At 70.7% G+C, this 14654-nt stretch carries 17 protein-coding genes; 7 read left to right on the top strand and 10 right to left on the bottom strand.

Going from position 1 to position 14654, the window contains the following annotated elements; genetic code table 11:
- The first annotated feature begins 197 nt into the window (after positions 1-197).
- Entirely contained in the window at positions 198-1010 is an 813-nt protein-coding gene (locus DEI98_RS10810; protein ID WP_146243499.1) for a mannosyl-3-phosphoglycerate phosphatase, read from the top strand.
- The gene (locus DEI98_RS10805; protein WP_027464806.1) at positions 1007-2221 is read left to right on the top strand and encodes a glycosyl transferase; all 1215 of its coding nucleotides are present in this window, start codon (positions 1007-1009) and stop codon (positions 2219-2221) included. The genes DEI98_RS10810 and DEI98_RS10805 overlap by 4 nt, the downstream gene beginning before the upstream one ends.
- Before the next feature lie 406 nt (positions 2222-2627).
- On the opposite strand, the gene DEI98_RS10795 is transcribed toward DEI98_RS10805, so the two are convergent.
- The 3 genes from DEI98_RS10795 to DEI98_RS10785 all read right to left on the bottom strand — a co-directional run bounded on the left by DEI98_RS10795 (position 2628) and on the right by DEI98_RS10785 (position 4429).
- Positions 2628-2828, bottom strand: a complete 201-nt coding sequence (locus DEI98_RS10795; protein WP_111057409.1) for a hypothetical protein — start codon at positions 2826-2828, stop codon at positions 2628-2630.
- A 95-nt stretch (positions 2829-2923) separates the two neighbouring features.
- Positions 2924-3973 carry an LLM class flavin-dependent oxidoreductase gene (locus DEI98_RS10790; protein ID WP_111100737.1) on the bottom strand — a complete coding sequence of 350 codons (1050 nt, stop codon included), beginning with the start codon at positions 3971-3973 and terminating at the stop codon, positions 2924-2926.
- 63 nt (positions 3974-4036) lie between these two features.
- On the bottom strand, positions 4037-4429 hold the full coding sequence (locus DEI98_RS10785; RefSeq protein ID WP_111100736.1) for a VOC family protein: 393 nt from the start codon (positions 4427-4429) through the stop codon (positions 4037-4039).
- A gap of 70 nt (positions 4430-4499) precedes the next feature.
- Here DEI98_RS10785 and DEI98_RS10780 point away from each other — a divergent pair, with 70 nt between their 5' ends.
- From DEI98_RS10780 to DEI98_RS10760, 5 genes are all read left to right on the top strand, one after another.
- Entirely contained in the window at positions 4500-5366 is an 867-nt protein-coding gene (locus tag DEI98_RS10780; RefSeq protein ID WP_181438016.1) for an SMP-30/gluconolactonase/LRE family protein, read from the top strand.
- Positions 5363-5962: a hypothetical protein gene (locus tag DEI98_RS10775; protein WP_146243498.1), complete on the top strand. Its 600-nt coding sequence runs from the start codon at positions 5363-5365 to the stop codon at positions 5960-5962. Before DEI98_RS10780 ends, DEI98_RS10775 begins: the two co-directional genes overlap by 4 nt.
- A gap of 49 nt (positions 5963-6011) precedes the next feature.
- Positions 6012-6380, top strand: coding sequence for an SdpI family protein (locus DEI98_RS10770; RefSeq protein WP_146243497.1), 369 nt, complete (start codon positions 6012-6014; stop codon positions 6378-6380).
- A gap of 22 nt (positions 6381-6402) precedes the next feature.
- A complete protein-coding gene (locus DEI98_RS10765) occupies positions 6403-7320 on the top strand; it encodes a phosphotransferase family protein (protein WP_111100733.1) in 918 nt (305 codons plus the stop codon).
- A gap of 225 nt (positions 7321-7545) precedes the next feature.
- Positions 7546-8553: an SPFH domain-containing protein gene (locus DEI98_RS10760; protein WP_152377666.1), complete on the top strand. Its 1008-nt coding sequence runs from the start codon at positions 7546-7548 to the stop codon at positions 8551-8553.
- A gap of 24 nt (positions 8554-8577) precedes the next feature.
- On the opposite strand, the gene DEI98_RS10755 is transcribed toward DEI98_RS10760, so the two are convergent.
- From DEI98_RS10755 to DEI98_RS10725, 7 genes are all read right to left on the bottom strand, one after another.
- Entirely contained in the window at positions 8578-8892 is a 315-nt protein-coding gene (locus DEI98_RS10755; protein WP_111100732.1) for a multidrug efflux SMR transporter, read from the bottom strand.
- The gene (locus DEI98_RS10750; RefSeq protein ID WP_309147104.1) at positions 8892-9113 is read right to left on the bottom strand and encodes an SMR family transporter; all 222 of its coding nucleotides are present in this window, start codon (positions 9111-9113) and stop codon (positions 8892-8894) included. Before DEI98_RS10750 ends, DEI98_RS10755 begins: the two co-directional genes overlap by 1 nt.
- 103 nt (positions 9114-9216) lie before the next feature.
- The gene (locus tag DEI98_RS10745; protein WP_111100731.1) at positions 9217-9831 is read right to left on the bottom strand and encodes a TetR/AcrR family transcriptional regulator; all 615 of its coding nucleotides are present in this window, start codon (positions 9829-9831) and stop codon (positions 9217-9219) included.
- A gap of 134 nt (positions 9832-9965) precedes the next feature.
- Complete coding sequence (locus DEI98_RS10740; RefSeq protein ID WP_111038919.1) at positions 9966-11234, bottom strand: sugar ABC transporter permease; 1269 nt, start codon at positions 11232-11234, stop codon at positions 9966-9968.
- Positions 11231-11995 (bottom strand): ATP-binding cassette domain-containing protein, encoded by a 765-nt coding sequence (locus tag DEI98_RS10735; protein WP_111038920.1) that lies wholly within the window; start codon positions 11993-11995, stop codon positions 11231-11233. Before DEI98_RS10735 ends, DEI98_RS10740 begins: the two co-directional genes overlap by 4 nt.
- Before the next feature lie 129 nt (positions 11996-12124).
- The gene (locus DEI98_RS10730) at positions 12125-13240 is read right to left on the bottom strand and encodes a sugar ABC transporter substrate-binding protein (RefSeq protein ID WP_111100730.1); all 1116 of its coding nucleotides are present in this window, start codon (positions 13238-13240) and stop codon (positions 12125-12127) included.
- Between the two features lie 196 nt (positions 13241-13436).
- Positions 13437-14609 (bottom strand): ROK family transcriptional regulator, encoded by a 1173-nt coding sequence (locus DEI98_RS10725; protein WP_071246751.1) that lies wholly within the window; start codon positions 14607-14609, stop codon positions 13437-13439.
- Positions 14610-14654 lie beyond the last annotated feature (45 nt).

Below are 14654 nucleotides of genomic sequence, written 5' to 3'. Positions count from 1 at the left end.
CTGCCCTGGTGACGGCGCGGCGGTCCCCACGCCGTGACGGACTGGAGGCGCGGTGCCAGCTGACACGGCGCCTCCAGTCCGTCCGCTGGTCGCGTCGCGCGACCGACGCCGGCTTGTTCACCCAACCGACGCATGCGCGTGGCAGGGTGGTCCGGGGCATCGTCGCCCGCAGCCCAGCCAGCCGCCAGCGGAGCACGATGCCAACACCCGACCTGATGATCGTCACGGACCTCGACGGGACGTTCCTCGACCACCACGACTACTCGTTCGACGCGGCCCTGCCGATGCTGGAACAGCTGCGGGCGGACGACGTCCCCGTCGTGTTCTGCAGCAGCAAGACGCGTGCCGAGATCACGGTGCTGCAGGCACGCACCGGGCTCGACGGACACGCGTTCGTGGCGGAGAACGGCGCGGTCGTCGTCGGACCGGCGGGCGACGTGCTGGTCGGACCGGTCGCCGGTGAGCTCGAGCGGCTGCACGCGGAACTCGACCGCGTCCGCCAGTCACTGGAGCTGCGGTTCGAGACCTTCGGCGGCGTGACCGACGCGGTCGTCGCCGCGTGGACCGGCCTCGACCTCGAAGCGGCCGGACGAGCGCAGCAGCGCGAGGCGTCCGAGGTCCTGCTCTGGCACGCCGAGGACGACGACCGGGCGGACGCGTTCCGCGCGGCGCTCGCCGCGGTCGGCCTCGACCTGGTGCGCGGCGGCCGGTTCTGGCACGTGCTGCCGGCCGGCCGCGACAAGGGCACGGCGGTCCGGACGTTGATCGTCGACCACGAGCGTCGGACGGGCACCGTCCCGCGCACGATCGGACTCGGTGACGGCCCGAACGACACCGCGCTGCTCGACGCCGTCGACTTCGCCGTCGTGGTCCGCGGACACGGACCGGCCCCCGGACCGCTCGCCGACGACCGCCCCGAGCGCGTCCACCGCACGACCGCCCCCGGCCCGCAGGGCTGGACCGAGGGCCTCACCCGGTTCACCACCCCGTCCGTCAGGAGCCACCGATGAGCGACTTCCACCAGAACGGCGTCATCACGACGTTCCACGACCTCGGTCGCCGCAGCACCGCGAGCCTCGAAGAGGACCTGCGGGGCTTCGCCGAGAAGCGCCCGATGAGCCTGATCCTGCCGGCGCTGTACTCCGAGCTCGAGCGTCCGGCCCTGTCGCGGATCGTCGACGAGCTGGCCGAGGCCGACTGGCTCAGCGAGATCGTGATCGGGCTCGACCGGGCCGACCGCTCGCAGTTCGAGCACGCCCGCGAGTTCTTCTCGCGGCTGCCGCAGCGGCACCGGATCCTCTGGAACGACGGGCCGCGACTGCGTGAGCTCGACGCCGAGCTGGAGCGCGCGGGCCTGGCACCGGGGGAGCCCGGCAAGGGCCGGAACGTCTGGTACTGCACCGGGTACGCCCTGGCGTCGGAACGGGCGGACTGCATCGCCCTGCACGACTGCGACATCACCACCTACGAGCGGGGCATGCTCGCGCGGCTGTTCTACCCGGTCGCGAACCCCGCGTTCGACTACGAGTTCTCGAAGGGCTACTACGCCCGCGTCGCCGACGGTCGGATCAACGGCCGCGCCGCGCGGCTGCTCGTCGGGCCCCTGCTCCGCTCGCTCCGCCAGGTCTACGGGGAGTCCGAGTACCTGGAGTACCTCAGCAGCTTCCGGTACCCGCTGTCCGGCGAGTTCGCGATGCGTGCCCACGTGCTGAACGGCCTGAAGATCCCCGGCGACTGGGGACTCGAGATCGGGATGCTCTCCGAGGTCTACCGCGACTACGCGACCCGGCAGGTGTGCCAGGTGGAGATCGCCGACGCGTACGACCACAAGCACCAGCCCCTCGCCGAGGCCGACGGCACCGGCGGCCTCGCCCGGATGGGCAACGACATCGTGCAGTCGCTGCTCCGGAAGCTCGCGACGATGGGCGTCCCGCTCACCTCCGACTCGTTCCGGGTGCTCAAGGCGACGTACTACCGGAACGCACTCGACATCGTCGAGGTGTACCGGCACGAAGCCGAGATGAGCGGGCTCGCGTTCGACCAGCACGCCGAGGAAGCCGCCGTGGAGCTCTTCACCAAGGCGATCCTCGACGCCGGCGGCGCCTTCACGGCGCGGCCGAACGACAAGCCGTTCATCCCGAGCTGGAGCCGGGTGCGCTCAGCGGTGCCGGACGTGCTCGACCGGCTGCGGGACGCGGTGGAGGCAGACCAGCAGGACTGACCGGTTCGCTCGACCGGGTGACGGCGTCGACGAAGCCGTCAACGACCAGACCGGCGCAAGCCGTCGAGGGGGACCCACCCTGGCTGCGAGCGTTGCCACGATCGGAAACGGTCGATGCGCCCCTGCGCGGCTGCCACGGCAGGCCGAGCCCGCCGGATCACGCGGCTCCGCAAGACGAGGAAGCCCGAGCCCACGAGGACGAAGAAGCCCGCCAGAGCCAGCCCCGTAAATCGGATCGGACCGACTACCGACCAGCCGATCGAGGCGCCGCCGAGCGCACACAGCACACACCCCCAGAACAACAGTCGGCTCGCGGTGTGCCGGAAGGTCCGGACGAGCCGTTCATCGTGTTCGATCGTCGGCGTGCTGCCGGGCTCTGACTCTGCGAACCCCACCCGGAGCCGCATCACGAGCCCCAGATGACGTACGCGACGACCCCGAGGACGACGACACCGCCGATGGGAACGAAGAAGATCCAGTCGTTCCGGATCGGCGCGCTACCCGGTCGATGGTCTCGCTGGAACGGGGCGACCGGGTTGCCGCTGACCCCGGGGAGGAAGTCGGTCGAGTGCTGTCGGACCGGTTCTTCGGGACGCTGGTCGTGCATGTGACTCCCCAGAGTCGACGGGTGCTGATGACCCTCGCGTTGATCTTGCCCGACATCGAGTGCCGTGACCACCACCGGTGCAATCGGTCGACTCGTCATCCGTGCTGCGGGTCCCACGCGTCGGATCTCGGCGCCCAGCCGAGTGCCGGACCCAGCCGCTCGGCGATGTCCGTGATGATCTGCGCGTAGTCGTCGGGCTCGAACGAGAACGGGAGTGCGAAGGCGACCTCGGTGACGGCCTGGTAGCCGACGTCGGCACGGAGCCGGTCCGCGATCTCGGCCGACGTGCCCACCAGGTCGGCGGCGAAGAGCATCCCGGCGGGGCCCTGCGGCACGCCGACGCGACCCGAGCGGCTGTCGACGTAGGCGCGGTAGCGGGCCGCTTGCTCGGCGGTCGCGGTGTCGGTGGGGATGACGACCAGGCCCTGCGAGATGCGGGCGGCAGCGGGGTCGGGGTGGACGTCGAGGTAGGCGTCGATCTGGGCGCGCTGGTTCGTGGCGAAGTCCGTGCCGACCTCGCTGCGGGTGACGCTCGAGGTGAGCAGGTGGAAGCCGTTCTCGCCCGCCCACACGGCCGACTTCGTGCTGCCCGTGCCGTACCAGATCCGGTCGGCCAGACCGGCGCTGTGCGGCTGGACGGTGCTCGCGAACTCCTCGATGCCACGCCGTTCGACGGTCTCGGTGGCCGTCACCGGGTCACCGCGCACCAGGTCACGGAAGCGCAGGAGCCGGTCGTTGCCGAGGTCCTCGTGCTCCAGGGTGTCGGGGTAGATCGCGTCGCGGTACAGGTCGAAGTTCATCGGCGTGCCGACCGAGAACCCCGGGTTCAGACGGCCGCCGAGCAGGACGTCGACCGTGCTGAGGTCCTCCGCCAGGCGGAACGGGTTCTCCGCGCCGAGCGGGGTGACGGCGGTGCCGAGGTCGATGCGCGAGGTGCGCTGCGAGGCGGCCGCCATCACCGGGACGGGGGAGGAGATGCCGTGCTGCAGGTGCCGGTGGCGCAGCCAGGCGCTGTCGAAGCCCAGGGTCTCGGCGCGCTCGATCACGCGCAGGGTGTCCTCGTGGCCCTCGGACGGTCGGGCGGGGTCGAACGACCCGATCGTCAGGAAGCCGAGCCGGTGCAGGGGAGTTCCGTCGAGGGGCATGGGTCGATCGTGCCAGATGCGTCGTCCGTTGCGGTTGTCGGTGACCGTCGTGCAGCCGCCGGGTCAGTCGCCGCTCTCCTTGATCAGCGCTTCGACGTTGTTCCCGTCCGGGTCGGACACGAACGCGGTGTACGCGTGGTACTCCGGCCAGTAGCGCGGCTCGTGCCGTGACACCCCGCCGGCGGCGACGGCCTCTCGGTGGAAGGCATCGACCTCGCTCCGTGAACCGGCCTCGAACGCCAGGTGGAGTCCGCGCGTCGTCGCCTCGGGGGTCCGGGCGGTCTCGAGTGAGACGCTCGGGGTGTCGTGCCCGTGCTGCCAGAACTCGGCGACGACGTCCGTCCGGTAGCCCGCCCCGATGCCGAGGGGCGCGAGGGCGGAGGTGTAGAACGCGTCGCTCGCGGCGAAGTCGCTGGCGAAGACGCCCAGGTGGTGGATGAGCTGACGACCCGGCATGGGACGACCCTAGGCCGCCGTCACGGCATCCGTCCGGGCAGTGTCCCGGTCCCGCTGGCAGGCTGGATCCGTGCACATCACCCTGGACTCCGCGACCGACATCGTCATCTCCGGCATCCGCTTCCCGGAGGGCAACCGCTGGCACGGCGGTCGGCTCTGGTACTCCGACATGCACACCGGCCAGGTGTTCTCGGTCGACCCGTCCTCGACCGACGGCCCCCGGCTCGAGGCCACCGTCGACGGGCAGTCGTCGGGGCTCGGCTGGCTCGCCGACGGGCGGTTGATCATCAGCTCGATGGAGTCCCGCACGGTCGTCGCCGTCGAGCCGGACGGCAGCACCTCGGTGTTCGCCGACCTGTCCGCGATCGAGTCGTCGCTCGTGAACGACCTGGTCGTCGACGCCCAGACCGGCCGGACCTACATCGGCGCCTTCGGGTACGACCTGTACGCGGGCGAGGAACTGCGCCCCGGCCCCCTCTACGTGATCGACCCCGACGGCTCCGTCCGCCTGGCCGCCGAGGGCCTGGTGTTCCCGAACAGCGCCAACATCCTTCCCGGCACCCGGACGCTGGTGGTGAGCGAGACGTGGGGTGGCCGGCTCACCGCGTTCGATATCGAGGACGACGGTTCGCTGACCGGGCGGCGCGAGTGGGCAGCCCTGCCCGGTGGCGTGACCCCGGACGGCAGCACCGTCGACCGTGACGGCGCGATCTGGGTCTGCTCGGTCGACACGGGGGAGTTCCTGCGGGTCGTCGAGGGTGGCGAGGTGACGGACCGCATCGACGCACCCGGGGACTGCGCGATCGACTGTGCGCTCGGTGGCGAGGACGGCCGCACCCTCTACCTGGCGACCGCCGACAGCTACGACCCGGCTGTGACGGCGACGACGCGCGCCGGTCGGATCAGTTCGGTGCGGGTCGAGGTCCCCGGGTGGTGAACCCGAGCGACCTCGCCGAGGCGACGCGTCGTGCCGAGTACCTGGTCGAGCACGGGCCGACGGTGGTCGTGATGTCGCAGCAGGCGGGGTTCGCCGGCCTGTCGATCCTGTGGGCGTTCATCAGCGTTCCCTCCGTGCTCCGCACCGAATCGGTGATCTGGTTCCTGTTCGCCCTGGCCGGAGCGGTCGTGAACGTGACCGCATGGGTCGGTGCTCGACGCCACCGCAGGCTGCTGCCGTACCTCGTCGAGACGCCGGAACAGCCGCTCGGCGCGCTCACCCCGGCGGACCGCAAGTCCGTGAGACGACAGGTCAGCGGACGGGCACCGGTGCCGCTGGAGGCCGTGCCGCTCGTACGGGCGATGCTCGCGTGGCAGCGTCGGTCCACCCGGACCTCGGCCCCGACCCTGGTCGGCACCGGGCTGAGCCTGTTGGGACTCGGCGGCGCCGCGGCCACGACGTTCGGTTGGGGTTTGGCGTTCCTGGTGTTCATCGCCGTCGTCGTGGTGTTCGTCACGGTCGCGACGGTGATCGGCGTGCGTCGAAGCCGCCGAGTCCTGGCCCAGATCGATCGGGCGGGCGCGCCCGTCTCCTGACCTCGTGCGCGTTGCTTCCACCGCGTTAGCGTGGTGCGGGGAGGTCGTGGTGGACAGTCCAGGTTGGTGGGCGGCGATCGGCTGTGCCGTGCTCCTGCTCATCGTCGACGCGGCGATCTGGGGCATCGTGTCGGTCGCTGCGGACGGCATGGGGCGGAACCGTGCGGCGGGCATCCGGCTGCCGTCACTCATGCGGAGCGACGCGGCCTGGCGCGCTGGGCACGTCGCCGCCCGCCGGGTCATGCGGCCGTTGCTCATCGGTGCCGCGGTCGTGGCGATCGTGTCCGTTCCGGCCCAGCTCATCCCGGCGCTCTACGTGGTGCTGCTCGGGCTGTTCTTGGCGACCACGCTGGCGGCGCTCGTCGTCGGTGCGGTTTCGGCATCCCGCGCTGCGGACAGCGTTCCGCGCGACGGTTGATCGGAGCGGCCATGCTGGTCCCATGTCGGACGAGGTGGTCGAGCAGGAGTGGTTCCGAGTCGTCCTGCGCTCCGTCGGCGGATCGGTCGACCGGATCGAACGGCTGCACGGCGGAGCGGTGAACCACACCTATCGGGTGGACCGTGCGGGTGCTGCTCCGGTCGTACTGCGTTTCCCGGTTGACCCGCTTCGACAGGACGAGTACCCCGTCGAGTCGTGGGCCGCACGAAGCGCGAGCCGGGTCGGCATCCCGGTCCCCGAACCGCTCGCCCACGGGTCGGAGGGCGGTGTCCCCTTCTCGGTGTCGGAGTACGTCGCACCTGACCCACGACCGATCGACCGCCCGTGGCGGTGGCTCGGTAGCGCCGCGCGAGCCGTCGCCATGATCCCGCTCGTCGATGCGCCTCGGTCGTTGTTCACGAGGTTCGGCGACGACCTCCGGCTCGCCTGGACGGCGCACCTCGACTACAACCTCGATGCGCTCGGCGACGACGATCCGCTGCTCCGTGACGGTGCCTACGCGTCGCCGGACCGGTTGCGTGATCGTCTCGCTCCGCTGTCGGAGGCGCAGTTCGAGTTCGGGCTGGCCCACGGCGATCTCGCACCTCGCAACCTGATCTCCCGCGGTCCGGGCCAGCGGCCGGTGCTCATCGACTGGGGCGCCGCGGAGACCGGGCCGGCACCGTGGACGGATGCCCGCCGGGTGTTCACGTGGACGTTCATCGACGGGTCCGTCACCCGCGCGGACCACGACGACTTCATGACGGCTGGCGGACTCACGTCGGACGACGACCACCGGCGGCTCGCGTCGATGACTGCGCTGCACCTGCTCGACGTCACACGGTGGGCGCGTGACCGGCGACCGGACCTGTACGACGAGTACCTCGGACGCTGCCGCATCGGACTCGAGCGCATCGAGGAGATCGTCGGACCGGCCTAGCCCACGCGGCCCCGACCCGAGCGCGTCCGCTCGGTGCGAGGTTGCACACGTGGTGCGAGGCATCCGGGGTCGCACCACGTGTGCAACCTCGCACCAGACGGAACCGGCGCCAGGCGACCGGGGCGACACGGACGGCGCGCACCGCCCGCCACCACGCGCACCCGCGTCACCCGCACCCCTCCGGGTACGGCAGACTCAACGGACAAGCATCCAGGAGTGATCGTCATGTTCGTCGCCGCCATCGTCTTCCTCGTCATCGCGCTCGTCGCGCTCTTCTTCCGAACACGCACCTACTCCACCCCCGCGCGACCGGCCACGCCCGGTCGCGAGGCACGTCCAGCCGTCCCGACCCGCCGCCCGAACCTCATCGCGACGTGGACAGCAGCAGCCGCCGGCGTCCTGTTCGTCGGGCTCACGCTCGGCAGCACCCTGTACGCGCAGGACACGGGCGAGTCGAAGGTGCAGGTGGACATCTCCGGCAACATCGTCGGGCAGACCACGGACTCCGGGTTCCACTTCAAGGCACCGTGGGCCACGCTCCACACGTTCAACATCCGGAACCAGACCGTCACCTACATCAACGCGGTGAACGGCTCCGACTCGGACAACAACGGCAACGTCCGCTCCGGCCCGTACGTCACGGTGCAGGACCAGGACGGCGTCTCGTCGAACGTCAGCCTGAACCTGCAGTACAGCATCGACGCGAAGTCGGTCACCGACATCTACCGGTCGTACAAGACCGAGGAGAACTTCAAGACGCAGTTCATCGGCAACTCGGTGCGCAGCGTCGTCCGCCAGGTGCCGAACGACTTCACCACCATCGAGCTCATCACCAAGCGCGGCACCGTCGAGAAGGCGATGATCCAGGCGCTCGAGACGCGGTGGAAGGGCTCGGGTGTGCACGTCGACAACTTCGCCCTGCAGGAGATCACGCCGCCGAAGTCGGTCATCGACGCGTACGCCACCGCGCAGCAGGCGCAGATCCAGGTCACGAAGGAGCGCGCGCTCCTGGATGCCAAGAAGGTGCAGGCGCAGCAGCAGGTCGCCGAGGCGCAGGGTCAGGCCGACGCCAACGAGGTCCTCAACGAGCACCCGCTGTCCGACGCCGCGCTCAAGCAGCGCGAGATCGAGGCGCTCAAGAGCGCCGGCGACAACGGCTCCCTGATCGTCGTGCCGCAGGGCACCGACAACATCCTCAGCCTGCCGGGGACCTCCGGTTCGAAGAGCAAGTGACGGCGTCGAGCCCCTGCACGGCGCTCAGTGCCCGAGTTCGACCAGGAGCACGCCGACGATGATCAGTGCGATCCCGCCGAGCATGAGCGCCGTGAGCGGTTCGCGGAAGAGCACCCGTCCGAGGATCGCGGTCAGGGCGACGCCCGTCGCGGCCCAGATGCCGTAGGCGACCCCGATCGGCAGGCCGAGCGTCAACGCCACGGCGAGCAGGCTGAACGCGATGAGGTACCCCGCGACGACGGCGACGTACCAGATGCGTTTGCCGTCCGTCGCGAGCTTGAGGCTGATCGTCGCACCGACCTCGGTGACGATCGCGATCGCGAGCAGGACCCACCCCATCAGCGGGCTTCCTGCTCACGACGTGCGAGCGCCCGCTGGGACCCGATCTCGACCAGGAGCACGCCCACCGCGATGAGCGCGATCCCGATGATCATCGTGAGCGTCAGGGCCTGCCCGAACAGGACGGCGGCGAGCACCGCGGTCAGCGCGACCCCGGACGCGCCCCAGATGCCGTAGGCGACCCCGACGGCCATGCCGCTCCGGAGCACCCGGATGAGCATCCGACAGCGACGACGGCGTACCAGGCGGGTTGCTCGACGGCCGCCTGCATCGACAGGGCACCCGTGACCTCGGCGACGATCGCGATCCCGAGGAAGAGCCACTTCACGAGGCACCTCCGCCGACGAGGCTGGCGATCGCCCGAGCCGCCGTGGCGACGGTCTCGGAAGCGGCGGTGTCGTCGCGGTCCGCGAGCCACGACCCACTGACGCCGTCGGCCGTCGCGATGAGCAGACGTGCGACCTGCTCGACGGGTACCACCCACGTGATCCCGTCCTCGTCCGACCAGGCGTCGACGTGGACGCGGACGGCCTCGAGGTACGCACCCTGTTCCCACGCGGCGAGCTCTGCCAGGTCGGCATCGCGACGGGAGTGCGTGACGAGTTCGACGAGGGCGAGCGCGGTCGCCGGGTCGCTCCGGGTCCGTCCGAGGTGCGCCGTCAGGCCGGCGGCGATCCGCTCCCGTGGGTCGAGCCGTCTGCTCGGTGTCGCGAACGCGGCTGCCATCGCACCGCGCAGCTGCCGTTCGAGCACCGCCCGGAACAGCGCCGACTTCGATGCGAAGCAGTAGTGGAACGCGCCGTGCGGCAGTCCGGCGGCGGTGGTGACGGCGCGCGTCGTGAGCGCGGCGATCCCGCCGTCGCGCAGGACGGCGATCGCGGCGTCGACGAGTTGCTGCCGCCGCTCCTCGATGCTGCGGTGCTCTTGGTGGAGGGTCATGGACCGACCGTACTGCCGGACTTGGCCAGATGGCCAAGTCCGGCAGTGAACTGTCAGGGACGACGGACGGGAGGCACGGTGCCAGCTGGCACCGTGCCTCCCGTCCGTCCGCGTGGCGGGGTCCAGGGCCCCGCTCAGGCCGCGCCGTGACTGGCGCGGCTGCGCCGCGAGAGCGAGTCGATGATGACGGCCAGCAGCAGGACCGCGCCGGTGATCATGTAGCGGATCGACGAGTCGAGGCTCAGCAGGGTGAGCCCGTTCGAGATCGACTGGATCACGATGATGCCGAGCAGTGCCGACCAGGCGCTGCCACGGCCACCGAACAGGCTGGTCCCGCCGATGACGGCTGCGGCGATCGCGTTGAGGTTCGTGTCGCCGGCGCCGGACGACAGGCTCGCCGAGTTCAGTCGGGCGGCGGCGAGGATGCCGCCGACGGTGGCGAAGAGCGAGGTCAGCATGAACACCGAGATGTAGATGCGGTTCACCCGGATGCCGGAGCGCCGTGCGGCTTCGACGTTGCCACCGACCGCGAAGACCGAGCGGCCCCAGCGGGTGCGCTTCAGCACGAAGTTCATCAGCACGACCAGCACGATGAAGAACACGAACGAGGTGCCGGTGCCGAAGTCGCGCGACAGGTACCAGACCATCAGTGCGAGGCCGAGGAACAGGGCGACGGCCTTCACGACGGTCAGGGACATCGCTCCGGTCGACAGTCCGGCACGACGGCGACGGGCAGCGCGACGGACCTCGGTGAAGAAGAGTCCTCCGGCGGCCAGGACGGCGAGCAGGTAGGCGAGCCACGGCGGCAGGTACGAGGCCGAGGCGAACTGCACGATCGGGGAGTCGTACGGCAGGTTGATCGAGCCGTTCGGGCCGAGGATGAGCAGCTGCAGCCCGAGGAACCCGAGCAGACCGGCGAGCGTGATGACGAAGCTCGGCACCCCGAAGCGGGTGAACAGCAGGCCGTAGAGCAGACCGGCGGCGGCACCGACGGCCAGGGCGACGGTGAGCACGAGCCACAGCGGCCAGCCGAGCGTCGTGAGGCCCTGGCCGAGGATCGCGGCGGAGAGCCCGCTGACGCTGCCGACGGACAGGTCGATCTCGCCGAGCAGCAGCACGAGGACGATGCCGATCGCGATCGTGCCGACCGCGGCGCACTGCAGGGCGAGGTTGACCAGGTTGCCCGGGGACAGGAAGTCGGGGGAGAGCGCCTGGAACACCGCCCAGATGACGATGAGCCCGACGACCACCGGCAGCGAACCGATGTCACCGCCGCGCACTCGGCGGACGAAGGCCTTCGCCGCGCCGCCGATCCCCTGGTCGCGCAGGAGCCGCTCGTCCTGCAGGTCCGCGGCCGAAGGAGTCGGGGTCGCCGCGGTGAGGGTCTCGTCGGTCTTGCTCATGCGCTGGTCTCCTGCTCGGTGCGGGCGGCGGCGCGACGGGTGACGGCGTTGTCGGTGGCGCCGGTGATGGCCGCGATGATCTCCTCGTAGGAGACGTCGTCGATGCGGAACGTGCCGTTGTTGCGCCCGAGACGCAGGACCGCGACCCGGTCGGCGACGGCCTGCACGTCCGCGAGGTTGTGGCTGATGAGGACGACGCCGAGCCCGCGCTCGCGCAGGCGTTCGACGAGGTTCAGGACCTCGGCGGTCTGCGCGACGCCGAGTGCGGCGGTGGGCTCGTCGAGGACGACCACCTGCGGGTCGCCGATCAGCGAGCGGGCGATCGCCACGGTCTGCCGCTGCCCACCGGACAGCGACGCGATCGGGATCCGCACCGACGGGATCCGGGCGGCGAGCTGCTGGAGGAGCTCCCACGAGCGGCGCTCCATCTCCTCTTCGTCGAGGAACGGGTGGGCGATCTCGCGACCGAGGAACAGGTTCGAGACCACGTCGAGGTTGTCGGCGAGGGCGAGGTCCTGGAACACCGTGGCGATGCCGAGGGTCTGGGCCGCGGCGGGGTTCGGGACGGTGACCTCGTCGCCGCCGAAGGTGATCGTGCCGCCGTCCGGTGTGTATACCCCGGCCAGGATCTTCACGAACGTCGACTTGCCGGCGCCGTTGTCGCCGACGATGGCGACCACCTCGCCCGGGTAGACGTCGAAGTCGATGTCGCTGAGGGCCTGGACGGCGCCGAACCGCTTGGTGATCCCGCGCAGGGACATCACCGGGTCGGCGGAGGGGTGTGCTGCTGGTGACGCGTTGCTCACGGGTGTCGTGCTCACGGGTGTCGTCCTCGATCGGTGAGGCCCGCCCGGTCCGCAGTCGGACCGGGCGGGCAGAGGGGGTCGGGCCTACTTGATGCCGGCGCTGTCGCAGGCTGCCTTGTACTGCGCGGTGCAGATCTTCGACACCTCGTACAGGCCGTCCTTGACCACCGTCGACTGGACGTTGTCCGTGGTGACGGCGACCGGGTCGAGCAGCGTCGACTGGACGCTGGCGCCGCCGGCGGTGTCGACGGTGGTGTCGCCCTTCGGGGTCTCACCCTTGGCGAACTGGATCGCCAGGTCGGCGGCCTTCGACGCCTCGGGCTTGAAGGCCTTGTAGACGGTCATGTACTGCTCACCGGCGAGGATCCGCTGGATGCCCGCGAGCGAGGCGTCCTGCCCGGTGACGGGCGGGAGCTCGGTGACGCCGGCCGACTTCAGGGCCGCGATGACGCCGCCGCCGGTGTCGTCGTTCGCCGCGTAGACGCCGGTGATCTTGTCCTTGCCGAGCTTGCTGATCTGGCCGGCTGCCCAGTCCTGCGCCTTGGCGGGGTCCCATCCGGGGGTGTCGTACTCGGCGAGCACCTTGTAGCCGCTGTCGTCGATGACCGAGTGCGCGCCCTTCTTGAACTGCGAGGCGTTGTTGTCGGTGGGGGAGCCGTTCACCATGATGATGCCCGAGCCCTCCGGGACCTTCTTCGCCTTGAGGGCGTCAACCAGGGCCTGGCCCTGCAGCTCACCGACCTTCTCGTTGTCGAACGAGATGTAGTAGCTCAGGTCGGGGCTGTTGATGAGCCGGTCGTAGGAGATCACCGGCACCTTCTTGGCCTTCGCCTGCTGGACGATGGACGCTGCGGCCTCGCCGTCGAACGGGTCGAGGACCAGGACCTTGACGCCCTGCGTGAGCATCGACTGGGCCTGCTGCAGCTGCTTCGACGCGTCGCCGTCGGCGTTCGCGTAGATGACCGAGCAGCCGCTGCACTGCTTCTTCACCTCGGCGGTGAAGAGCGGACGGTCGGCGCTGGCGTAGCGGGCGGTGACGGAGTCGGGCAGGAGCAGGCCGATCTTGGCCTTCGACACGTCGCCGCCGCCTCCGCCGGAACCGGTCCCGGCGTCCGCGCCGTTGGAACAGCCCGCCAGGGTGGTGATCGCGAGCAGCAGGGCGCTGACGCCCAGCATCGCTCGTGTGGTGGATTTCTTCATTGAAACGTCCTCCAACAGTGGACCGCCCCCATCGGCGGTGCCCTGAGTGTGACAGCGAGCGTTCTTGGCTGCAAGAGTTGAACGCAAGGACCGCGCGCCGTGACGAAAACGTTATCCGGAGGGCGCGGGGCGGCCAGGCCAGCGGCGGGGCGGCCACGTCGGCGGGCGCGTGGGGCCCGGCAGGGAGCGTCTCCGCTCAGCGTGCGCGCGTCACGTCCACGGCTTCGATCGCCAGCGCCAATGCGCCGGTCACCGAGGCCTTCTCGCCGAGCTGCCCCTGCACCACGTCCGGCGTGCCGTCCACGTCGACGATCAGTGACGACTCGAGGGCGTGCCGCATCGGGCCGAGCAGGAGTTCCCCGGCTCGTGCGAACTCGCCCGTGACCACCACCCGCTCCGGGTCGAGGACGTTGCACAGGCCCACCGCCGCCGAACCGATCGCGCGCCCGGCGTCCGCCACGGCGCGCATGCAGACCTGGTCGCCGCCCATCGCCCGCAGGATCAGGTCCGCCAGCTTGAGGGTGCCGACCTCGTCGCGGACGCCCTCGAGCACCGCGGGCGCGCCGGCGATCGCCTCGAGGCACCCGCGGTTCCCGCACCGGCACAGGGGCCCGTTCGGCAGGACGGGGGTGTGCCCGAACTCACCGGCGATGCCGTGGTGCCCACGGAACAGGTGTCCGCCCAGCACGAGTCCGGCACCGATGCCGTTGCCGACGTCGAGTGTCACCACGGTGTCGCGGCCACGGGCCGCCCCGCTCCGGTGTTCCGCCAGGGCGGCGAGGTTGGCGGAGTTGTCGACCTGCACGGGCTTGTCCATCCGCCGGGCGAGCGACTGGCCGAGCGCGATGCCGTCCCAACCCCGCAGGATCCCACCGCGCGCCGTCATCCCCGTGCGGGCGTCGATCGGGGCGGCCACGGCCAAGCCGACGGCGAGCACCTCGTCCATCGACGACTCGATCGACTCCACCATGTCCAGCACGAGCAGCGCGGTCTTGTCGAGCTCGGCGTCGGCGCGGTGGTCGCGGGCCAGGGGCATGTGCCGCTCGGCGAGGACGGCGCCGTTCAGGTCCGACAGCGCCAGCCGCAGGTGCCGCGGCGAGACGTGCACCCCGGCGACCAGCCCGAGGCCGTGCGGCAGGGTCACGCGGAGCGCCCGACGGCCGCTCGAGGTGCTCGGCGTCGCGTGCAGGGCACCGGTCGCGACGAGTTCCTTGACGATGTTCGAGACGGTCGCGGGGGAGAGTCCGGTCACCCCGGCGAGCTCGACCTGCGTCAGCCCGCCGTGCCGCTTCACCGCGCTGACGACCCGGCCCCGGTTGGCTTCACGCAGTGAAGCTTGGTTTCCCGGACTGCGGCGCGGCTCTGACACGGGGACAGCGTAACGGGCGGGTCCGGAACGCTCGCCGTGACGGAC

Source organism: Curtobacterium sp. MCLR17_034 (assembly GCF_003234485.1).
Lineage (GTDB): Bacteria > Actinomycetota > Actinomycetes > Actinomycetales > Microbacteriaceae > Curtobacterium > Curtobacterium flaccumfaciens.
The sequence above is the reverse complement of the archived record's forward strand: the minus strand, read 5'-3'. Positions and strand labels throughout refer to the sequence as shown.

Coding starts and splice junctions, on each gene's coding strand:
- DEI98_RS10760 (WP_152377666.1), top strand. CDS start 7,546: ATGTTCGTCGCCGCCATCGTCTTCCTCGTCATCGCGCTCGTCGCGCTC.
- DEI98_RS10795 (WP_111057409.1), bottom strand. CDS start 2,828: ATGCACGACCAGCGTCCCGAAGAACCGGTCCGACAGCACTCGACCGAC.
- DEI98_RS10810 (WP_146243499.1), top strand. CDS start 198: ATGCCAACACCCGACCTGATGATCGTCACGGACCTCGACGGGACGTTC.
- DEI98_RS10755 (WP_111100732.1), bottom strand. CDS start 8,892: ATGGGGTGGGTCCTGCTCGCGATCGCGATCGTCACCGAGGTCGGTGCG.
- DEI98_RS10730 (WP_111100730.1), bottom strand. CDS start 13,240: ATGAAGAAATCCACCACACGAGCGATGCTGGGCGTCAGCGCCCTGCTG.
- DEI98_RS10750 (WP_309147104.1), bottom strand. CDS start 9,113: ATGCTCATCCGGGTGCTCCGGAGCGGCATGGCCGTCGGGGTCGCCTAC.
- DEI98_RS10805 (WP_027464806.1), top strand. CDS start 1,007: ATGAGCGACTTCCACCAGAACGGCGTCATCACGACGTTCCACGACCTC.
- DEI98_RS10735 (WP_111038920.1), bottom strand. CDS start 11,995: ATGTCCCTGCGCGGGATCACCAAGCGGTTCGGCGCCGTCCAGGCCCTC.
- DEI98_RS10765 (WP_111100733.1), top strand. CDS start 6,403: ATGTCGGACGAGGTGGTCGAGCAGGAGTGGTTCCGAGTCGTCCTGCGC.
- DEI98_RS10740 (WP_111038919.1), bottom strand. CDS start 11,234: ATGAGCAAGACCGACGAGACCCTCACCGCGGCGACCCCGACTCCTTCG.
- DEI98_RS10785 (WP_111100736.1), bottom strand. CDS start 4,429: ATGCCGGGTCGTCAGCTCATCCACCACCTGGGCGTCTTCGCCAGCGAC.
- DEI98_RS10745 (WP_111100731.1), bottom strand. CDS start 9,831: ATGACCCTCCACCAAGAGCACCGCAGCATCGAGGAGCGGCGGCAGCAA.
- DEI98_RS10790 (WP_111100737.1), bottom strand. CDS start 3,973: ATGCCCCTCGACGGAACTCCCCTGCACCGGCTCGGCTTCCTGACGATC.